General features: G+C 51.2%; 15 protein-coding genes and 5 tRNA genes. All 20 read left to right on the forward strand.

Annotation, left to right across the window (positions count from 1 at the left end; genetic code table 11):
- The first annotated feature begins 60 nt into the window (after positions 1–60).
- The 20 genes from J5A66_RS01485 (at position 61) to rpoC (ending at position 21,755) form a co-directional block, all read left to right on the forward strand.
- Positions 61–3,318, forward strand: a complete 3,258-nt coding sequence (locus J5A66_RS01485) for a SusC/RagA family TonB-linked outer membrane protein (RefSeq protein ID WP_211790729.1) — start codon at positions 61–63, stop codon at positions 3,316–3,318.
- Between the two features lie 136 nt (positions 3,319–3,454).
- Complete coding sequence (locus J5A66_RS01490) at positions 3,455–4,801, forward strand: RagB/SusD family nutrient uptake outer membrane protein (protein WP_211790730.1); 1,347 nt, start codon at positions 3,455–3,457, stop codon at positions 4,799–4,801.
- An 85-nt stretch (positions 4,802–4,886) separates the two neighbouring features.
- Entirely contained in the window at positions 4,887–6,545 is a 1,659-nt protein-coding gene (locus J5A66_RS01495; RefSeq protein ID WP_211790731.1) for a hypothetical protein, read from the forward strand.
- Between the two features lie 497 nt (positions 6,546–7,042).
- Positions 7,043–7,234, forward strand: coding sequence for a 30S ribosomal protein S21 (gene rpsU, locus J5A66_RS01500; RefSeq protein WP_211790732.1), 192 nt, complete (start codon positions 7,043–7,045; stop codon positions 7,232–7,234).
- Between the two features lie 81 nt (positions 7,235–7,315).
- On the forward strand, positions 7,316–8,197 hold the full coding sequence (locus J5A66_RS01505; RefSeq protein WP_211790733.1) for a tyrosine-type recombinase/integrase: 882 nt from the start codon (positions 7,316–7,318) through the stop codon (positions 8,195–8,197).
- A 24-nt stretch (positions 8,198–8,221) separates the two neighbouring features.
- Positions 8,222–8,521: a ribosome hibernation-promoting factor, HPF/YfiA family gene (hpf, locus tag J5A66_RS01510; RefSeq protein WP_211791389.1), complete on the forward strand. Its 300-nt coding sequence runs from the start codon at positions 8,222–8,224 to the stop codon at positions 8,519–8,521.
- A 102-nt stretch (positions 8,522–8,623) separates the two neighbouring features.
- Positions 8,624–8,697 (forward strand) — tRNA-Thr (locus J5A66_RS01515).
- 43 nt (positions 8,698–8,740) lie between these two features.
- Positions 8,741–8,823 (forward strand) — tRNA-Tyr (locus tag J5A66_RS01520).
- An 82-nt stretch (positions 8,824–8,905) separates the two neighbouring features.
- Positions 8,906–8,978 (forward strand) — tRNA-Gly (locus J5A66_RS01525).
- Between the two features lie 9 nt (positions 8,979–8,987).
- Positions 8,988–9,059: transfer RNA gene (locus tag J5A66_RS01530), tRNA-Thr, on the forward strand.
- A gap of 68 nt (positions 9,060–9,127) precedes the next feature.
- Entirely contained in the window at positions 9,128–10,318 is a 1,191-nt protein-coding gene (gene tuf / locus J5A66_RS01535; protein ID WP_211790734.1) for an elongation factor Tu, read from the forward strand.
- Between the two features lie 61 nt (positions 10,319–10,379).
- Positions 10,380–10,452 (forward strand) — tRNA-Trp (locus J5A66_RS01540).
- A gap of 16 nt (positions 10,453–10,468) precedes the next feature.
- Positions 10,469–10,660, forward strand: coding sequence for a preprotein translocase subunit SecE (gene secE, locus J5A66_RS10235; RefSeq protein WP_211790735.1), 192 nt, complete (start codon positions 10,469–10,471; stop codon positions 10,658–10,660).
- A 15-nt stretch (positions 10,661–10,675) separates the two neighbouring features.
- The gene (nusG, locus tag J5A66_RS01550; protein WP_211790736.1) at positions 10,676–11,221 is read left to right on the forward strand and encodes a transcription termination/antitermination protein NusG; all 546 of its coding nucleotides are present in this window, start codon (positions 10,676–10,678) and stop codon (positions 11,219–11,221) included.
- Positions 11,222–11,277: 56 nt separating this feature from the next.
- Positions 11,278–11,718 carry a 50S ribosomal protein L11 gene (gene rplK, locus J5A66_RS01555; RefSeq protein WP_211790737.1) on the forward strand — a complete coding sequence of 147 codons (441 nt, stop codon included), beginning with the start codon at positions 11,278–11,280 and terminating at the stop codon, positions 11,716–11,718.
- 19 nt (positions 11,719–11,737) lie between these two features.
- On the forward strand, positions 11,738–12,430 hold the full coding sequence (gene rplA / locus J5A66_RS01560) for a 50S ribosomal protein L1 (protein ID WP_211790738.1): 693 nt from the start codon (positions 11,738–11,740) through the stop codon (positions 12,428–12,430).
- An 18-nt stretch (positions 12,431–12,448) separates the two neighbouring features.
- Positions 12,449–12,967 (forward strand): 50S ribosomal protein L10, encoded by a 519-nt coding sequence (gene rplJ / locus J5A66_RS01565; RefSeq protein ID WP_211790739.1) that lies wholly within the window; start codon positions 12,449–12,451, stop codon positions 12,965–12,967.
- A 109-nt stretch (positions 12,968–13,076) separates the two neighbouring features.
- Entirely contained in the window at positions 13,077–13,457 is a 381-nt protein-coding gene (gene rplL, locus J5A66_RS01570; protein ID WP_211790740.1) for a 50S ribosomal protein L7/L12, read from the forward strand.
- Between the two features lie 124 nt (positions 13,458–13,581).
- The gene (gene rpoB / locus J5A66_RS01575) at positions 13,582–17,394 is read left to right on the forward strand and encodes a DNA-directed RNA polymerase subunit beta (RefSeq protein ID WP_211790741.1); all 3,813 of its coding nucleotides are present in this window, start codon (positions 13,582–13,584) and stop codon (positions 17,392–17,394) included.
- A 26-nt stretch (positions 17,395–17,420) separates the two neighbouring features.
- A complete protein-coding gene (rpoC, locus tag J5A66_RS01580) occupies positions 17,421–21,755 on the forward strand; it encodes a DNA-directed RNA polymerase subunit beta' (protein WP_211790742.1) in 4,335 nt (1,444 codons plus the stop codon).
- The last annotated feature ends 54 nt before the right edge of the window (positions 21,756–21,809 follow it).

Below are 21,809 nucleotides of genomic sequence, written 5' to 3' on the forward strand. Positions count from 1 at the left end.
CTCCAACCTCCGGGATAAAAAATCTTACCCCGCATCATTCAAACAAACAGCATAAACGATATGAAACAACTGACGATTCTTCTCCTTCTGGCCCTTGCGCCGAATCTGTGGGCGCAACGTGTCATCACAGGCGTGGTGGTGGAAGCTAACGCCAATAACGACCCGCTGCCTGGTGCCACCATCTCAGTAGCTGTGCCCGGCGCGAAGGTCCAAACAGGAGCCGTGACCGATTATGAAGGTCGGTTTACCCTCTCCGTGGATGCGAAAGTGAACCGTTTCACCGTGCGCTACTTAGGCTACGAAACCCAGGAAGTACTCCTCGTCGACGGACAGAATCACTATCGCATACAACTAAAATCCGATGCCCGAACTGTGAACGAAGTGGTTGTGACGGGCTATCAGAAAATCGACCGCCGCAAACTCACCGCCGCCGTCACCTCGGTAGACATCTCCACCGAGAAAGTAGGTGCCGTGAAAAGTATCGACCAAGCCCTGTCGGGACAAATCGCCGGGCTGACGGCAGTCACTGCTTCGGGCGCACCGGGTGCACCGGTGAAGATTCGCATCCGCGGAACAGCCTCGCTCAACGGATCGCAGGAGCCTCTTTGGGTGCTCGACGGAATGCCCCTTGAAGGAACTGATATTCCCACCATGGAAGACCTTAAAGACATCGACAACATCTACCAAACCTCAGTGGCTGGCATCAACCCTGCCGACATAGAGAATATCACTGTGCTGAAAGATGCTGCTGCAACGGCCATCTACGGTGCGCGAGCCGCTAATGGCGTGATTGTGATCACTACTAAACGCGGGCGAGATGGACGGCCGGCAGTCACCTACTCAGCCAAGCTCACCCACTCGCCCCGAACGAGTCTCGACCGGCTCAACCTGCTCACGGCCGACGAGAAAGTGAACCTCGAACTCGAACTCCTTCGCAGTCCTTACACCTATCGCGAGGGCAAGGGCGGCGTGGCCCAGATTCTTTCCGCCCTTGGCGAAACGGCAGCTTACAAAGGGGGAGGATGGGCCGCACTGAGCTCCACGGCACAACAGCAAATCAATGCTCTGCGTGGTATTGACACCCCATGGAATGAGATTCTCTTCCGTCCTGTGACGAATCAGGAACACCACGTAAGCCTATCGGGTGGTAGCGAGCGAGCCGACTACTATACCTCGTTGGGCTACTACGACGAAATGGGCACTGTGCGTGGCGTGAGCAACGACCGGTTCAACCTGACGCTCAAAACCAATTACCGCGTCAACCGGATGCTTCGACTCGGTGCCTCCGTCTTTGCCAACCGTCGTAAGCAACGCAGTTACCTCACCGACACGAACGGTTTTACCAATCCCGTGTACTACTCGCGACAGGCCAATCCCTACTTTCAGCCCTTCGATGCCGCCGGCAACTACCGTTACGACACCAATATTCAAGGTCGTGAAGATTCTTCGCTCGACTTCAATATCTTTGAAGAACGAGCCAACACCTCGAACCGCCGCACCGACCGCTCGCTGATGCTCATTCTTGACGCTGAACTCAAGCTGAACAGCAGCCTCAAGTTTACCACGCAGCTGGGTTATCAGCAGGACGGCTACTCGCTCGAACGCTATGCCGGCGAGAACAGCTACGCCATGCGCAAGGAAAAACTCTTCGCCACCTACGCCTATCCCGACGGCAAGCGCACCTTTCTACCTACGGGTGGCATGCACAAGCAGACGGAGGGACATAGTCGGCAGTGGACCTGGAAGGCGATGGCCGAGTTTGCCCGTCGGTTTGACACCGTGCACGACCTCGAATTGATGGCCGGAACAGAGGTGCGCCGCCTGAAAAGCTCGTCGCTCTACTCGGCCGCCTACGGCTATGATGCTCGCACACTCACCACGCAACCCGTGCTTTTCCCCACCGAAGATCTGGCTCGGCAATATCCCCTCCACCGCGAAACCTATCAGGAAAACGCCTATGTTTCGTGGTTTGCCACGGGCTCGTACACGTTGTTGGCGCGTTACACCCTGGGCGGAAGCATTCGATGGGACGGCTCAGACGTATTCGGAGTGGCCAAGAAATATCGCTTTCTGCCGCTCTACTCTGTGAGCGGACTGTGGCGCATCTCCAACGAACCCTTCTTACGCAAGACCCGCGCCACGAAGTGGATCGACAATCTTGCCCTGCGTCTCTCCTACGGTTTGCAAGGCAACATCGACAAGAACACCTCGCCCTATCTTATCGGCACGTTCAGTCGCACAGCCGTTCTGCCCGGCTATATCGAGACCAATATCACCGCTGAGACGGCTCCCAACCCCAATCTGCGTTGGGAGAAGACGAGCAATATCAACCTCGGACTCGACCTCAGTCTGCTGGACAACGCCGTAAATCTGACGCTCGACTATTATTATCGAAAGAGTACCGACCTTATCGGAACGCGTATGTTACCGCTCGAAACGGGCTTTTCCTCTACGATTATCAACTGGGCCAGCATGAAGAATGAGGGTCTCGAAGTAGCTCTTTCCACACGTCCGCTCCGCACAAAGCACTTCACCTGGCACGCCAGTGTGAATTTGGGCTTCAACACCAACCGTGTATTGCGTGAGACGGTGGCTCAGAACGCCACCTATCCCGGGCGTGAAGGCTATCCTGTGGGAGCCATTTTCGCCTACCGAACGGCCGGTCTCGATGCCGATGGCTACCCCCTTTTCCTTACCGCCGATGGGCAAAAGGTAACAGCTCAACAGCTACTCAAACTCAACGCCCACGGAGCCAGCACGCTCACCGCCGAACAGCAACGCGCTCAATATCAATATATGGGTACGGCCGACCCGAAAGTTTCCGGCGGACTGACCCAGACCTTTGATTACCGCGACTGGCAGTTGGGCCTGAACTTCATCTTCAATCTTGGTATGAAGGTACGCGTGCAACCTACCTATTCGCCGGCCAACTACGACCGTGGGCTCAACACCAACCGCGACATTCTCCGCCGTTGGACCTCCGCTCATTCCACCGGCACCTTCCCCGCGCTGATGACTGCCGGTGCACGCGCGGCCGAATACATCCGCTACTCCGAGTTCAACCTATATAGTATGCTCGACACCTGGGTACGCAACAACAGCTACGGTCGTCTGCAAAGTCTGCGTCTGGGTTACAAGCTGCCCCGAGTTTGGCTCTCGAAGGTGGGCATCCGCAGTGCGTCGCTCTCGGTCGAAGCTCGCAATCTGTTCGTCATTGCCAGCAATTACGACAACTATCTCGACCCCGAGACGATGGGAAACCCCTTTGCTCAGCCGTTATCCAAGAGTTTTATCTTTGGGGTGAACGTGCAGTTCTGATACCGAGTGGCGGAGACTCCCTGATACTTCTGTCAGTGACAGAACGGCTGCGGAGATTCCCTAATGGATGCTGTCAACGACAGAACCCTCCCTCCAAGAAAATGAATGATCAATTGTCAATTATCCATTCTCCATTATGAAAAGTTTTCGATTAGTCCTTTTCCTTTGTCTCGTGGGTGTGATGAGCTCGTGCGACAAGTTTCTCGACATTCGTCCTACGGGCAGAGTCATCGCCGAAACCGGCGAAGAATATCGGGCATTGCTCACCACCGAGTATAAGAACTTTCCCGAAGACCGAGGCCTGGTCTCCTTTCGCAGTGACGAGATGACGCTCGATGCCTCCACCACCAGCAGCGAAGATCTCAGTGCCTTCTTCGATCTTTGGGCTTGGAACGACCAAGCCCCGCAGGCCACCACCGTCTCCCTGGGTTGGCGTCGATACTATCACGCCATCTACATTGCCAACACCCTCATCGCCAACCGCTACACCATGACGCAGATTTCCGAGCCCGACCGTCGGCAACTCGTTGGTGAAGCCTACATGATGCGTGCCTATTGCCACTTCCTATTGGCCAATCTTTACGCCCCGCCCTACACTACGGTGCGTCCCGACACAGCCCGAGCCGTTCCGCTCATGCTCTCGGCAGACGTGAATCTGGTGCCCAAGAGCAGCTCGTTGGCCGAAGTCTACACCCAGGTAGAACGCGATATAGACAGTGCTGCCATACTGATGAACAAAGTAGAGTGGCCCACAGGTCTCAATTACCGTTTCAACACCATCTCGGCAAAGGCCCTCAAAGCTCGGCTCGCCCTGTATCAAGCCGACTGGACGGGAGCACTCGCCGCTGCGCAACAAGTGATCGCCGCCCATCCTGCCCTGGAAGATCTCACCCTCTCTTCGGCTCTGCTGCCCACCAGTTATAAGTCGGCCGAGAATATTGTAGCCCTCGAACAAGTGATGACACCCACCTACGCCCGTGCCGGTCGCGTTTCAGACGAGTTGTTGGCCCTCTATCGGTCGGGCGACCGCCGCAAAGCCCATTACTTCAACGCCGTCTCCTCCACCACCACTCTGCTGCGGAAAGGCGGTGGAGGCGAACAGCACAGCACTTTCCGATCGGCCGAGTTCTATCTCATCGCTGCAGAAGCCGCTGCCCAACTCGGATCGCTCGCCCAGGCCCGCGATTACCTCAAGACCCTGATGAAGAAACGTTACACAGCCGCCTTCTACACCCTCCACGCCACCGCTGTAGACGCTCTCTCGCAGGCCGACCTCATCAACTACATCTACGACGAACGCGCTCGCGAACTCGCCTTCGAAGGCCATCGATGGTTCGACTTGCGCCGCACTACCCGTCCGCTCTTGCAAAAGACCTACGGCACCAACACCTACACCCTTGCCCCCAACGACCGGCGCTACACCCTACGATTCCCCACCGAAGCCCTCGAGGCCAACCCCGGAATCGAAAAGCTTGAACACTGACATCAACGCCAAACGTCGCACCTCGCGACGCTGGGCGTATACAATTATTATATTTCACAAACCATCAATTGAAGGAGAACAGAGTATGAAAAGAATCCTACTGAGTTTAAGTCTTGCCCTTGTGGCATCCGCCCTGCAAGCCACATCGTTCGGAACCCTGAAGTGGACGAAAATCGTCGAAGCCTTCGACCTGTCCAGTAAGGCCGTCCGTACAGCCCCCGTAGCCGTCTCCAGCGACGGAAGCACCTACGTAGCCGGAGCCTTCAACACCGAGATCCTCTTCGGAGGGAAGGAGTTGGAGAACATCGCCACCAGTGCTTTCATCGGCAAACTCGATGCCGCCGGCAACGAATGCTGGGCTGTCGCCCTCAAAGGAGCCGCCCGCATCACCGCCATCACCGCCGATGGCGACGGCAATGTCTATGCCGTGGGTACCTTTGCCAAAGCGGTGAAGCTCACCAATGCGGTCAACAACACCGAAGTAACCATCAATGGGAAAACCGATGACGATAACCGCACATCGTTCTTCCTTGTCAAATACGACAAAGACGGCAAGCTTCTGGCCCACAAAACCGTCGTTCCGGCCGTGAAAAGCGACATCGCCAACTCGGGCATGTACTACGAAGACGCCGAAGCCACCTACTTCCTATCCAATAAAGTGATGTGGGCCAACAACCGTCTTTACTTCTCTGCCGAGTACACCGGCCAGAGCACGCTCGACGGCAAAAACCTCGAAGGCAGCTATTTTCTCTATGCCGGCTTCATGTACGTCAGCATTCCCCGCATGGGCGTCTACTCGGTAGATGCTGCCACCTTGAGGAATCTCAAAGAAGAGCTGGCCCTCACCTTCGACAACGCCGGTGCAGAGAACATGACACGCCCCGAAAGCGTTAACTTCACTGTGGCCGACAGCAAACTCTACGCCGCTTTCGTGGCTACGGGAAAGGTAAAACTCACCTCGCCCAACAAAACCGAATCCTTCTCTTTCGGCGAGACCAGCGGAAAAAGAGAGCACGGTTTTATCTTCTCCGAAGTCTCTGCTGCTACGACCTTCAACACCGCTTTCCACTCCACCTTCACCGACGTGGAAACCAACTACAACCTCCTGAGCGCCATGACTGCCGACAACGACAATGTCTACGTGGGCGGAACGTTCAACCAACCCGCTGTTTTCGGTATGAACAAAACCTTTAAAGGCGGGTCGGACATCTTCGTGGCAGCCATCAGCCGCAGCACCAATGCCGTGCGTTGGGTAGCCACCAGCAACTTCGACGACGGCGATGCCAAGAAAAATCGCGAAGTGCTCACCAGTCTGGTAGCCGTAGACGGCAAACTGCTCGCAGCCGCTTATGCCGAAGAAACCACCCATCACACACCCTCTATCGCCCTGGTTTACGCCGTGAAAGCTGACGGAACCTTGCGCAAAGGTGATGACTCCTTCGTTTATGCCCTGGCCAATAACCACAACCAAATTGTCTCAGCAACGCAAAACAGCACAATGATCACCTACTCGGCTTTCGATGTCGACGAGACCACCGGCGTGCGTACCGTCACCGACGATGCTGCTGTGACGCGTCAGGGACAGCTCTTCAGCTTCTCACGTCCCCTTGATGCGCAGGTATACGACCTGCAAGGCACCCTTCTACTCAGTGAGAAAGCCACGCGCAGCCTCTCTGTTGCCACGTTGCCTCAAGGCGTATACGTGCTGAAAACCGGCACAGCCAATCTCAAATTCGCCAAATAAGCCAATGAAGTGACAATCGAGACTGAACAATGGCCCATTGAGCAGAGAACCTGAAACTCATAAAGGCTCAACCCAAAAAGAACTGATACGCCGTGTGCGTGATCAGTTCTTTTTTTGTTGCAGTTGCTCTTCTCCATCCATTCTTGATGGTCAATGCTCAGATCTCCATTCCCATCGCTTTCCCAACTCTTAGCTTTTGAGTGGCAAAAGCTAAGAAAACGCGATGCGAAAGCTAAGTAAATGGCGTGTAAAAGCTAAGCGTTTGAAAACGGTTTTATAAACTATTGGTTTTCAAACAATTGTAGAATGTTCGAAAAACAGCCCCCATCTCTGTGGCGATGAAGCAGAGATCCACTTTCGATGAAAAACGACAGCCTGTAAAAATTAGCCTAAAAACTTGTTCGTTAAGAAAATAAGATGTAATTTTGCACCCGCGTTTTATAACGTCAACCCAAGAAATCGAAAAAGTTAAACATTAAAAAATAAAAAGACAAAACATGATTATTGTACCCGTAAAAGATGGCGAGAACATCGAGAGAGCTTTGAAAAAGTTCAAGAGAAAGTTTGAAAAAACAGGCGTAGTGAAAGAGCTTCGTGCTCGTCAGCAGTTCGACAAACCCTCTGTACTTAAAAGACTCAAGATGGAACGGGCTGTCTACGTGCAGAAGCTCCGTACAATGGAAGACTAATTTGTCGCTGAAAAATTTGGAAGTCTGAACGCTTTTTCGTAAATTCGTTGCCGAAATACTTTTATTCCCTCGGCAATGCGTATGATGATAGATGCGTTTTTAGACTATTTGCAGTTTGAACTGAACCGCTCTGCACTCACCGTATTGAGTTACGGAGACGATTTGCGTGCGTTCGAAACGCATTTCAAGAACAAAGATACACAGCTCTCCTGGGAGACGGTAGACGCCGACATCATTCGTGATTGGATGGAGAGCATGATGGACAAAGGATGCAATGCCACCTCGGTCAACAGACGACTGAGCGCATTGCGTTCTTTTTATCGTTTTGCTCTGATGCGAGGATGGGTAGAGAAAAGCCCGATGCAGAAAGTGGTAGGGCCGAAACGAGCGCGCCCGCTGCCGCAGTTTGTGCGCGAAAAAGAGATGAACCGGTTGCTCGACGACATCCCCTGCGGCGAGAGCTTCAAAGAAGTGTTGGCCTATACCATGATTCTCACCTTTTATACTACAGGCATACGACTGGCAGAATTGGTGGGACTCGACAATCCCGATGTGGATTTCGTTAATCAAGTGATGAAGGTGACGGGCAAACGCAGCAAACAACGGCTCATCCCCTTTGGCGAAGAACTGGCAAACGGGTTGAAACGCTACATCGCATTGCGCGACAAGATCGCACCCAGGCAGAGTAGTGCCCTCTTCGTTACAGAAGATGGAGCGCGGGTGACAAGAAGCCTGGTGCAACGAAAGGTGCAAGAGGGACTTTCGAAAGTAACCACGTTGAAGAAAAAATCGCCGCATGTGCTGCGTCATACCTTTGCCACGGCGATGCTGAACCATGAAGCCGGACTGGAGAGCGTTAAGAAACTGCTGGGGCACGAGAGTCTCTCTACCACCGAAATCTATACGCACACCACCTTCGAGCAGTTGAAGAAAGTTTACAATCAAGCCCATCCACGGGCATAACCTTTAAAAATAGGAGGACATATGATGGAAATCAAAATTCAAGCGATCCATTTTGATGCTACGGAACAGTTGCAGGCCTTTATCGAAAAGAAAGTGATGAAACTGGAAAAAGCCTACGAGCAGATACAGAAAGTGGAGGTTTCACTGAAAGTAGTCAAGCCCGCTACGGCCATGAATAAACAGGCGAGCGTCTCGGTGGTGCTTCCCGGTAATAACGTCTTTGTGGAAAAAATCTGCGACACCTTTGAAGAAAGCATCGATCAGTGTGTCGACTCGCTGAAAGTGCAGCTCACTAAAATAAAGGAAAAACAGCGCGAGCACTAAAAAAACATTCGAAAAGTTTTGGCGAGTAAAAAATATTCTCTACCTTTGCAGCCGTCTTTAGAACATGTCCTACGTGCTTTGCCAGACGGCTGCAAGGGATTTGCCTCTTTAGCTCAGTTGGCCAGAGCACGTGATTTGTAATCTCGGGGTCGTTGGTTCGAATCCGACAAGAGGCTCAAGGTCGCGAAACGCGTTCTGACACATTATTAATAAAATAACGGGTGGTTACCAGAGTGGCCAAATGGGGCAGACTGTAAATCTGCTGTCTTTCGACTTCGGTGGTTCGAATCCATCACCACCCACTTCAGTAGAAGTTTCAAAAAAGCTTCTTTTCATTCTGAATGCAGACCGTTGCCTGTATGTCGTGAGGAGAGATGCTAAAATGCGGAAATAGCTCAGTTGATAGAGCACTAGCCTTCCAAGCTGGGGGTCGCGGGTTTGAGCCCCGTTTTCCGCTCTAACCAATGCTGTAATAGCTCAGTGGTAGAGCACTTCCTTGGTAAGGAAGAGGTCCTGAGTTCAACTCTCAGTTACAGCTCTATCACGGGTTCTTTTTGCATTGGAAAACCATTTGATAAATCAATTCATAAATAAAAAACAAAAGCTATGGCTAAAGAGACATTTGTGCGTACCAAACCGCATGTAAACATTGGTACTATTGGTCACGTAGACCACGGTAAGACCACCTTGACCGCTGCCATTTCTAAGGTTCTCCATGAGAAGGGCTTCGGTTCTGAAGAGATTAAGTCTTTCGACCAGATTGACAACGCCCCCGAAGAAAAAGAGCGTGGTATCACCATCAACACCGCTCACATCGAGTACGAAACGGCTAACCGCCACTATGCACACGTTGACTGTCCGGGTCACGCCGACTATGTGAAGAACATGGTAACGGGTGCTGCTCAGATGGACGGTGCCATTATCGTAGTTGCTGCCACTGACGGTCCTATGCCTCAGACTCGCGAACACGTGTTGCTCGCTCGTCAGGTAAACGTTCCGAAGTTGGTTGTTTTCCTGAACAAGTGCGATATGGTGGAAGACGAAGAAATGTTGGAACTCGTTGAGATGGAAATGCGCGAGCTGCTCGATCAGTACGAGTACGATGGCGACAATACTCCTATCATCCGTGGTTCTGCCCTTGGTGCACTAAACGGTGTTGACAAGTGGGTTGATTCGGTAATGCAATTGATGGATGCCGTTGATACTTGGATTCCTCTGCCTCCTCGTGAAGTGGACAAACCTTTCTTGATGCCTGTTGAAGACGTGTTCTCGATCACTGGTCGTGGTACCGTTGCTACGGGTCGTATCGAAACGGGTAAAGTGAAAGTGGGCGACGAAGTTGAGTTGCTCGGTCTCGGTGAAGACAAGAAGTGCGTTGTAACAGGTGTTGAAATGTTCCGCAAGCTGCTCGAAGAGGGTGAAGCTGGTGACAACGTAGGTCTGTTGCTCCGTGGTATCGATAAGAATGAAATCAAGCGCGGTATGGTGCTTTGCCATCCGGGTCAGATCAAACCTCACAAGAAGTTCAAGGCTTCTGTATACGTTCTGAAGAAAGAAGAAGGTGGTCGTCATACACCATTCGGTAACAAGTATCGTCCTCAGTTCTATCTGCGTACGATGGACTGTACCGGTGAAATCACTCTTCCCGAAGGCGTAGAGATGGTAATGCCTGGCGATAACGTAGAGATCACAGTAGATCTTATCTACGCAGTTGCCCTGAATGTAGGTCTCCGTTTCGCTATCCGCGAAGGTGGACGTACGGTAGGTGCAGGCCAGATTACCGAAATTATTGAATAATCATAGCTTCGGCTATATTCAATATCGGGATTCCCGTAACTCGGGTTGCGGGAATCTTTTTACGGGAATAGCTCAGTTGGTAGAGCATCGGTCTCCAAAACCGAGGGTCGTGGGTTCGAGTCCTCCTTCCCGTGCAAACAAGAAGATAATATGTTTAAAAAGATAGTAAACTATAGCAAGGCTTGTTACAGCGAGCTTGCGCATAATACTACTTGGCCTACGCGTGCCGAACTTACTCACAGTGCAATGGTTGTATTATCTGCTTCCCTTGTCATTGCAGTTGTGGTGTTCATTATGGATAGCGCGTTTAGGTTTGTTATGGGTACGGTCTATCCACATTAATCGCTTAGAGGAAAGATGGCAGAGACATTGAAAAATTGGTATGTGCTTCGTGCTGTTAGTGGAAAAGAAGCCAAGGTGAAAGAATACATCGAGGCGGAAATGAAACATAACCCGTTGCTCCAGTCGCGTGTTTTTCAGGTTTTGATACCTATGGAGAAGCAGGCGTCGTTGCGTAATGGCAAACGTGTTGAGAAAGAGAAGATCAGTCTTCCCGGATACGTGTTTGTCGAAGCCGACTTAAAAGGAGAGGTGGCACATGCTTTGAGATTCATGCCGAATGTTCTGGGTTTCCTTGGCGGTTTGGATTCGCCCTCACCCGTACCACAATCTGATATCAACCGTATGCTTGGAGCTGCAGAGAACACGGAGTTGGAAAATGGTATTGCCATTCCTTACGTCGTGGACGAAACAGTGAAAGTGGTAGATGGACCTTTTAGCGGTTTCTCTGGTATCATCGAAGAGGTGAACGCCGAGAAGCATAAGCTGAAAGTGATGGTCAAGATCTTTGGACGTAAAACGCCCTTGGAGTTAGGTTTTATGCAAGTTGAAAAAGAAGGCTGACGTGCAGTTACGGGCACAGAGAGTCTTCAAAAATCCAAATTTTAATATCAACAAAAATGGCTAAAGAAGTTGCTGGATTAATCAAATTACAGATTAAAGGTGGCGCTGCGAATCCTTCACCTCCCGTAGGTCCCGCTTTGGGTTCTAAGGGTATCAACATTATGGGATTCTGCAAAGAGTTCAACGCCAGAACCCAGGATAAGGCGGGAAAGGTTATTCCGGTCGTTATCACTTACTATACGGATAAGTCATTCAGCTTTGAGCTTAAAACTCCTCCCGCAGCAGTGCAGTTGAAAGAAATTGCTAAGGTGAAGAGTGGCTCTGCTCAGCCAAATCGTCAGAAGGTAGCTTCTGTGACATGGGAGCAGATCAAGGTGATCGCTGAAGATAAAATGAAAGACTTGAACTGTTTTACGGTGGAGTCTGCCATGAAGCTTATCGCTGGAACAGCAAGAAGTATGGGTATCACTGTCAACGGGGAGTTCCCTGGTAAATAATTAAACTTCAATTAAGAAAATGAGTAAACTGACAAAAAAGCAAAAATCAGTAGCTGATAAGATTGAAGCAGGGAAGGCCTATACGTTGAAAGAGGCTGCAGAGTTGGTCAAAGAAGTTACGACAACTCAGTTTGATGCTTCTGTCGATATCGACGTTCGTTTAGGCGTTGACCCGCGTAAGGCCAATCAGATGGTTCGCGGTGTGGTGACGTTGCCCAATGGAACCGGTAAGGTTACTCGTGTTCTCTGCTTGTGTACGCCGGACGCTGAGGCTGCAGCCAAGGAGGCCGGAGCCGACTATGTAGGTCTTGACGAGTATATCGAAAAGATCAAAGGCGGTTGGACCGACATCGATGTCATTATTACTATGCCTTCTTGTATGGGTAAGGTCGGCTCTGTAGGTCGTATTCTCGGTCCTCGCGGACTCATGCCTAACCCCAAGAGCGGTACGGTAACAATGGATGTAGCTAAGGCAGTAAAAGATATTAAGGCCGGTAAGATCGATTTTAAAGTTGACAAGGCGGGTATCATCCATACGTCAATCGGTAAAGTGTCTTTCACACCTGAGCAGATCTATCAGAATGCAAAGGAATTCGTTTCTACTGTAGTCAAACTGAAGCCTGCTGCTGCTAAAGGTACATATCTCAAGAGTATCTTTATTTCAAGCACAATGAGTAAGGGTATCAAGATTGATCCGAAATCAGTTGAATAACTCTAAAAGTTTTGTAAAATGAAGAAAGAAGTAAAAGATACTATCATTGTAGAACTTGGTAAGAAGCTGAAAGAGTATCCTCATTTCTATCTTGTAGATCTTGCCGGGCTTAACGCTGAGGCAACAACCAAGTTGCGCGCAACTTGCTTCAAGAGGGAAATTAAGCTTTCTGTTGTGAAGAATACCCTTCTGCACAAAGCTTTTGAGGCTTCAGATATTGATTTCGAACCTTTGTACGGCACCTTGAAAGGAACGACTGCAATCATGTTCACCACGGTTGCTAACGAACCTGCAAAACTGCTGAAGGACTATAAGAAAGAGGGGATTCCCGCTCTCAAGGCAGCATACGCTGAAGAAAGCTTCTACGTAGGAGCCGACAAACTTGACGAGCTGGTAGCTCTTAAGAGCAAGAACGAAGTTATCGCCGATATTGTGGCCTTGCTGCAATCACCCGCAAAGAACGTTATCTCTGCTCTTCAATCAGGTGGCAATACCATTCATGGTGTGCTTAAAACCTTGGGCGAACGTCCTGAATAATTCGTTGAACCTTCCTCTTGTGGCATAGATGAAACAGTGTTCCTGAGGGAGTTCAATTAAAAGTCAATCAACAATACTTATATTAAAAACAATTAAAACTTAGAATAAAATGGCAGATATTAAAGCTATCGCTGAAGAATTGGTAAATTTGACAGTAAAGGAAGTAAACGAGTTGGCAACAGTCCTCAAGGACGAGTATGGTATTGAGCCCGCCGCTGCAGCTGTTGCTGTTGCTGCTGGTCCCGCAGCTGGTGGTGCAGCAGGTGGCGCAGAAGAGAAATCGTCGTTCGACGTAGTTCTCGTTGATGCTGGTGCTGCTAAACTTCAGGTAGTAAAGGCTGTTAAAGAAGCTTGCGGTTTGGGTCTGAAGGAAGCCAAAGAGCTTGTAGACGGAGTTCCCTCTACCTTGAAGGAAGGTATGTCTAAGGACGAGGCTGAGAACCTGAAGAAGGCTATTGAGGAAGCTGGTGCCAAGGTTGAGCTGAAATAAGCTGAGCCACAACGCTAAATACGGTTAGGATTTGCCCGGTAGGTGAGTCCTAACCTTTTTGTGTCTTTTCTATTGTTGAATGGCACTTCTTATTCCTACCACACATTATATAATATAATATTGAATGGCTTCAAAAATTGTTGATAACAGAGTAAATTTCGCCAGCGTTCACAATCCGATGCCCTATCCGGATTTCCTCGATGTGCAGTTAAAGTCTTTCAAGGACTTCTTACAGTTAGACACGCCCCCCGAGGAACGCAAGAACGACGGTTTGTATAAGGTTTTCGCAGAGAACTTCCCCATAACCGACACACGGAACAATTTCGTTCTTGAGTTCCTTGACTACTATATCGACCCGCCGCGTTACACCATCGACGAGTGTCTCGAACGCGGCCTTACGTATAGCGTGCCTTTGAAGGCTAAGATGAAGCTATACTGCACCGACCCCGATCACGAAGACTTCGGCACCTTTATCCAAGACGTTTTCTTGGGTACGATTCCCTATATGACCTCAAACGGCACCTTTGTTATCAACGGTGCCGAGCGTGTAGTGGTGTCGCAGCTGCACCGTTCGCCCGGTGTTTTCTTCGGTCAAGGCGTGCATGCCAACGGAACAATGCTCTATTCGGCGCGTATCATCCCCTTCAAGGGTTCGTGGATTGAGTTCGCTACCGACATCAACAACGTGATGTATGCCTACATCGACCGTAAGAAAAAGTTGCCCGTAACGACGCTTTTGCGTGCCATCGGCTACGAAAACGACCGCGACATCCTGCAAATCTTCGACCTTGCCGAAGAGGTTAAGGTGAATAAGAAGAACATGAAGGAGGCTCTTGGCAAACGCCTTGCTGCTCGTGTGCTGAAGAGTTGGAATGAAGACTTCGTTGACGAAGATACTGGCGAAGTTGTATCCATTGAGCGAAACGAGGTGATTATGGAGCGCGAAACGGAAATTACCGAAGAAAACGTTGGCGAGATTCTCGACAGCGGCGTTTCTACCGTGCTACTTCACAAGGACGCCGACGCAGCCAACAAGTTCTCGATCATCTTCAACACGTTGGCCAAAGACCCCAGCAACTCTGAAAAAGAGGCTGTGCTGTACATCTATCGTCAGCTCCGCAATGCCGATCCTGCCGACGATGCCAGTGCAAGGGAAGTATTCCAAAACCTCTTCTTCTCCGACAAGCGATACGACTTGGGCGAAGTAGGACGCTACCGCATCAACAAAAAGCTGGGGCTTGACACTGATATGGACACCCGCGTGCTGACCAAAGACGATATTATTGAGATTATCAAGTATCTCATTCAGTTGGTTAACTCTAACGCTACAGTTGACGATATCGACCACTTGAGCAACCGTCGTGTACGTACCGTGGGCGAACAGCTGGCCAACCAATTCTCTATAGGATTGGCTCGTATGAGCCGTACCATTCGCGAACGCATGAATGTACGCGACAATGAGGTGTTCACACCCACCGATTTGATTAACGCCAAAACCATTTCTAGCGTTATCAACTCGTTCTTCGGCACCAACCCCCTCTCGCAATTCATGGACCAAACCAACCCCCTAGCCGAGGTTACGCACAAGCGCCGCCTTTCGGCTCTCGGTCCTGGTGGTCTTTCTCGCGAACGTGCAGGTTTCGAAGTGCGCGACGTCCACTATACGCACTATGGACGCCTTTGTCCCATCGAGAGTCCTGAAGGTCCCAACATCGGACTTATTTCTTCACTTTGCGTATACGCCAACATCAACGAACTTGGTTTTATCGAAACGCCTTATCGTAATGTTAACAATGGCGTCGTAGATCTCGACAATAAGAATCTGGTATATCTCACCGCCGAGGAGGAAGAAGATCACATCATCGGACAGGGGAACGCACCGTTGAACGAAGACGGAACCTTTATCCGCGAGGTGGTTAAATGCCGCCAGGATGCCGACTTCCCAGTAGCTGCACCCTCCGAGGTAGACCTCATGGACGTGTCGCCTCAGCAGATTGCATCTGTATCTGCAAGCCTCATCCCCTTCTTGGAGCACGACGACGGTCACCGCGCATTGATGGGATGTAACATGATGCGCCAGGCAGTACCCCTACTCCACAACGATGCGCCCATCGTAGGTACAGGCTTAGAGAAGCAAGTTTGCGAAGACTCGCGTACCATGATTACAGCCGAAGGCGATGGTGTTATCGACTATGTTGACGCCACCACCATCCGTATTCTATACGATCGCACCGAAGACGAAGAGTATGTAAGCTTCGAACCCGCATTGAAAGAATACCGAGTGCCCAAGTTCCGCCGTACAAACCAAAACATGACCATCGATCTTCGCCCCATCTGCGTGAAGGGGCAACGTGTTAAGGCTGGCGATATACTTACCGAAGGCTATGCCACCGAGAATGGAGAACTGGCCCTTGGCCGTAACCTTCTCGTGGCTTACATGCCGTGGAAGGGTTACAACTACGAAGACGCCATCGTGCTTTCCGAGCGCTTGGTACGCGACGACGTGCTCACTTCGGTTCACGTTGACGAATATTCACTCGACGTTCGCGAAACCAAACGTGGTGTAGAAGAGTTTACTAGCGACATCCCCAACGTGAGCGAAGAGGCCACAAAAGACCTCGACGACAATGGTGTGGTACGTGTTGGTGCACGTATTGAGCCAGGCGACATCCTCATTGGTAAGATTTCGCCAAAGGGAGAAAGCGATCCTTCACCCGAAGAAAAGCTGCTTCGTGCCATCTTCGGCGATAAGGCTGGCGACGTTAAAGACTCGTCACTCAAGGCTAACCCCTCGCTCAGTGGTGTAGTTATCGACAAGAAATTGTTCTCGCGTGCCATTAAGACCCGCGAATCGAAGAAGCAAGACAAGGTTATTCTTGCCAAGATAGACGAAGAATACGAGGCTAAGAACGAAGACCTCAAGGACATTCTGGTAGACAAACTCCTCGAACTCACCGAAGACAAGGTGTCGCAGGGCGTTAAAGACTATACAGGTGCCGAAATTATCAATAAGGGTAGCAAGTTCACCGCGGCAACGCTCAAGAACTTGGAATACGATGGCATTCAGTCTAGCGACTGGACCGACGATGCCCATACGAACGATTTGATACAAAAGCTCATCATGAACTACATCCGCAAGTACAAGCTGTTGGATGCAGAGCTTAAGCGTCGCAAGTTCGCCATCACCATTGGCGACGAACTGCCCTCGGGTATTCTCCAAATGGCCAAGGTGTATGTTGCCAAGAAACGCAAGATTGGCGTGGGTGATAAGCTGGCCGGACGACATGGTAACAAGGGTATCGTTTCTAAGGTAGTGCGCATGGAAGACATGCCATTCCTCGAAGACGGACGTCCAGTCGACCTCGTACTCAACCCCTTGGGTGTGCCTTCGCGTATGAACTTGGGACAGATTTTCGAGGCCATTCTCGGTGCTGCCGGTAAAAACTTGGGCGTGAAATTCGCTACACCCATCTTCGACGGTGCCAAACTTGAAGACCTTTCCGAGTGGACCGACAAGGCAGGATTGCCACGTCTCTGCTCCACTTACCTCTATGACGGCGAGACGGGTGAGAAGTTCGACCAGCCTGCTACCGTGGGCGTAACCTACTTCTTGAAACTTGGCCACATGGTTGAAGACAAGATGCACGCCCGCTCCATCGGTCCATATTCGCTCATCACGCAGCAACCGCTTGGTGGTAAAGCGCAGTTTGGTGGACAGCGTTTCGGAGAAATGGAGGTTTGGGCCATCGAGGCCTTCGGTGCAAGTCACATCCTTCAAGAAATCCTCACCATCAAGTCCGACGACGTTGTTGGCCGTTCCAAGGCTTACGAGGCAATCGTCAAAGGCGAGCCGATGCCCACACCAGGCATCCCCGAGTCGCTCAACGTGCTGCTGCACGAGCTTCGCGGTCTGGGATTGAGCATCAAGATGGATTAATTCACACCCTTAATTGAAAAAGTAAAATGGCTTTTAAGAAAGATACAAAGGTAAAGAACAATTTCACGAAGATTACCATCGGATTGGCTTCGCCCGAAGAAATCTTGGAAAATTCGTATGGTGAGGTTACCAAACCCGAAACCATTAACTACCGTACATACAAGCCCGAGCGCGATGGTCTTTTCTGCGAACGCATCTTCGGTCCTACAAAGGATTACGAATGTGCCTGCGGAAAATACAAGCGCATACGTTACAAGGGCATCGTCTGTGACCGTTGCGGCGTTGAAGTGACCGAGAAAAAGGTGCGCCGCGAACGTTCAGGACATATCGAACTCGTAGTACCCGTGGCTCATATCTGGTACTTCCGTTCGCTTCCTAACAAAATTGGCTACCTCTTGGGCCTACCCACGAAGAAGCTCGATACCGTGGTGTACTACGAAAAGTACATCGTTATCAAGCCTGGTGTGCTAGAAGGACGCAAAGATAGCGAAGGAGAAGACCTTAACGGATCGCATCAAATGGACTTGCTTTCCGAAGACGAGTACCTCAACATACTCGAAACTCAGGTAGACCCCAACAACGAATTCCTCGACGATTCCGATCCCAATAAATTCATTGCTAAGATGGGTGCCGAGGCCGTTTACGACCTCTTGGCCGGCTTAGACCTCGATGCACTGTCTTACGAACTGCGCGATCGCGCCAATAACGACTCCAGCCAACAACGCAAGACCGAGGCTCTGAAGCGTTTGCAGGTGGTAGAAGCTTTCCGTTCTAGCACCGAAATCAACCGCCCAGAGTGGATGATCCTCAAGATTATTCCCGTTATTCCGCCCGAATTGCGCCCACTCGTGCCGCTGGATGGTGGCCGTTTCGCCACATCCGACCTCAACGACCTCTATCGCCGCGTTATCATTCGTAACAACCGTTTGAAGCGTTTGGTTGAGATTAAGGCTCCCGAGGTGATCCTCCGCAACGAGAAGCGTATGCTGCAAGAGGCTGTCGACAGTCTGTTCGACAACTCGCGCAAGAGCTCAGCCGTGAAGAGCGAGAGCAACAGACCGCTTAAGTCGCTCTCCGATTCACTCAAAGGTAAGGCCGGACGTTTCCGCCAAAACCTCTTGGGTAAGCGTGTAGACTATTCAGCACGTTCGGTTATCGTCGTTGGTCCCGAATTGAAGATGGGCGAATGCGGTCTGCCCAAACTCATGGCAGCCGAACTTTACAAGCCGTTTATCATCCGCAAGCTTATCGAGCGCGGAATTGTTAAGACGGTGAAGAGTGCCAAGAAGATTGTAGACCGCCGCGAACCCGTTATCTGGGACATCCTAGAAAACGTGATGAAGGGCCACCCTGTGCTCCTCAACCGTGCCCCTACACTTCACCGCCTTGGTATTCAGGCCTTCCAACCCAAGCTTATCGAGGGTAAGGCCATTCAGCTTCACCCCTTGGCTTGTACTGCGTTCAACGCCGACTTTGACGGCGACCAGATGGCCGTTCACCTTCCGTTGAGCAACGAGGCCATTCTCGAGGCACAGGTGCTGATGCTGCAAAGCCACAACATTCTTAACCCCGCCAATGGTGCGCCTATCACTGTGCCTTCGCAAGACATGGTGCTCGGACTCTATTATATCACCAAGATACGCCCAGGCGCAAAGGGTTCGGGACTCACTTTCTACGGTCCCGAAGAGGCCATCATCGCCAACAACGAAGGCCGATGCGACCTGCACGCCCCCGTTAAGGTAGTGGTGACCGATCTTGTTGACGGAAAACTACAGCCCCGAATGGTAGAAACCTCCGTAGGGCGCGTTATCGTAAACGGCATTATCCCCGAGGAGGTAGGTTATTTCAACGACATCATCTCGAAGAAAACCCTGCGTGGCATCATCGCCGATGTTATTAAGAGTGTGGGTATGGCCCGCGCTTGCGAGTTCCTCGATGGCATCAAGAACTTGGGTTACCGCATGGCATACGTTGCCGGACTGTCGTTCAACCTCGACGACATCATCATCCCGAGCGAGAAAGAAGAGATTGTTAAGCGTGGTAACGAAGAGGTACGCCAGATTACCGAGAACTATAACATGGGTTTCATCACCGATACCGAACGCTATAACCAGGTTATCGACACGTGGACGCACGTAAACAACGACTTGGGTAACGTACTCATGAAGCAGATGACCGAGGCCGACCAAGGCTTTAACGCCGTGTTCATGATGCTCGACTCGGGTGCCCGTGGTTCGAAAGACCAGATTAAGCAGCTCTCAGGTATGCGTGGTCTGATGGCCAAGCCACAAAAGGCGGGCGCCGAAGGACAACAGATTATCGAAAACCCCATCCTCTCCAACTTTAAAGAGGGTATGTCGGTGCTAGAATACTTTATTTCTTCGCACGGTGCACGTAAGGGTCTTGCCGACACGGCTATGAAAACGGCCGACGCCGGATACCTCACGCGCCGTCTGGTTGACGTTTCGCACGACGTGATTATCAACGAAGAAGACTGCGGAACGCTGCGCGGACTGGTTTGCACCGCCCTTAAAAACGGCGACGAGATCATCTCTACGCTCTACGAACGCATCCTCGGGCGCGTTTCTGTGCACGATATCATCCATCCCACAACGGGCGAATTGATCGTTTCCGCTGGCGAAGAGATAACCGAACCCATTGCACGCATCATCGACGAGTCGCCTATCGAGAGCGTTGAAATTCGCTCGGTGCTCACTTGCGAAAGCAAGCATGGCGTCTGCATGAAGTGCTACGGCCGCAACTTGGCCACTAGCCGAATGGTGCAAATGGGCGAAGCCGTGGGTGTTATCGCTGCCCAAGCTATCGGTGAGCCGGGTACGCAGCTAACCCTTCGTACGTTCCACGCGGGTGGTGTGGCTGGTAACGCAGCCGCCAACGCCTCTATCGTGGCTAAGAACGACTCGCGTATCGAGTTCGACGAATTGCGTACCGTACCCTTCGTAGAAGATACCGACGAGGGCGAGCGCAACTGCGAGATGGTAGTAAGCCGTCTGGCCGAAATCCGTTTCGTAGATCCTAACACCTCTATCGTACTCTCTACGCTCAACGTTCCTTATGGTGCGTCGCTCTACAACAAGCACGGCGAAGTAGTTAAGAAAGGTACGCTCATCGCCAAGTGGGACCCCTTCAACGCTGTTATCGTGTCCGAGTATGCGGGTACGTTGAAGTTCCACGATGTTGTGGAAGGTGTGACCTTCCGTGCAGAAACCGACGAGACCACGGGACTTACCGAAAAGATTATCACCGACGCCAAAGACCGTTCGAAGGTGCCTACTTGCGACATCGTGGCGGCCAATGGCGAAGTGCTCGGCACATACAACTTCCCTGTGGGTGGCCACGTGGTAGTTGAAGACGGAGCCAAGATCAAGACGGGTACAACCCTCGTTAAGATTCCTCGTGCCGTAGGTGGTGCCGGCGATATCACGGGTGGTTTGCCCCGTGTTACCGAGCTTTTTGAAGCACGCAACCCCTCCAACCCCGCCGTTGTGTCCGAAATCGATGGTGAAGTTACTATGGGTAAGGTGAAACGTGGTAATCGCGAAATCATTGTCACTTCTAAGACGGGCGACCAAAAGAAATACCTCGTCAGCCTCTCGAAGCAAATCCTGGTGCAAGAACACGATGCCGTTCGCGCTGGCACACCACTCTCCGACGGTGTGATAACGCCCAACGACATTCTGGCCATCAAGGGTCCCACGGCTGTGCAAGAGTATATCGTCAACGAGGTGCAAGACGTTTACCGCCTGCAAGGTGTGAAGATCAACGACAAGCACTTCGAGATTATCGTACGTCAGATGATGCGCAAGGTGCAAATCAACGACCCAGGCGACACCACTTTCCTCGAACAGGAATTGGTAGACAAGCTCGACTTCTCGGAAGAGAACGACCGCATCTGGGGTAAGAAGGTGGTAACCGATGCCGGCGACAGCGAAACCATGCGCGCAGGACAAATCGTTACGGCTCGTCGTTTGCGCGATGAGAACTCTCTCCTCAAGCGTCGCGACCTCCGTCCCGTGCAAGTTCGTGATGCCGTACCTGCTACTTCAACTCAGATTTTGCAAGGTATCACCCGTGCGGCTCTACAAACGAAGAGTTTCATGAGTGCCGCATCGTTCCAGGAAACCACCAAGGTACTCAACGAAGCCGCCATCCGTGGAAAGGTAGACCGCCTCGAAGGAATGAAAGAAAACGTTATTTGCGGACACCTCGTACCTGCCGGAACGGGGCTTCGTCAATGGGACCGCATCATCGTCGGCTCAAAAGAAGAGTACGACCGTATGCAGGCTAACCGCAAGAACGTGATCGATTATTCCGAGAAAGAAGCAACAGCGCAAGAGTAAACCTGCGGTATCCATCATTCAATTCCGCCTTTCAAGGCGCGTATGATCAAAAGA

The sequence above is a fragment of the Prevotella sp. oral taxon 475 genome (assembly GCF_018127805.1).
Lineage (GTDB): Bacteria > Bacteroidota > Bacteroidia > Bacteroidales > Bacteroidaceae > Prevotella.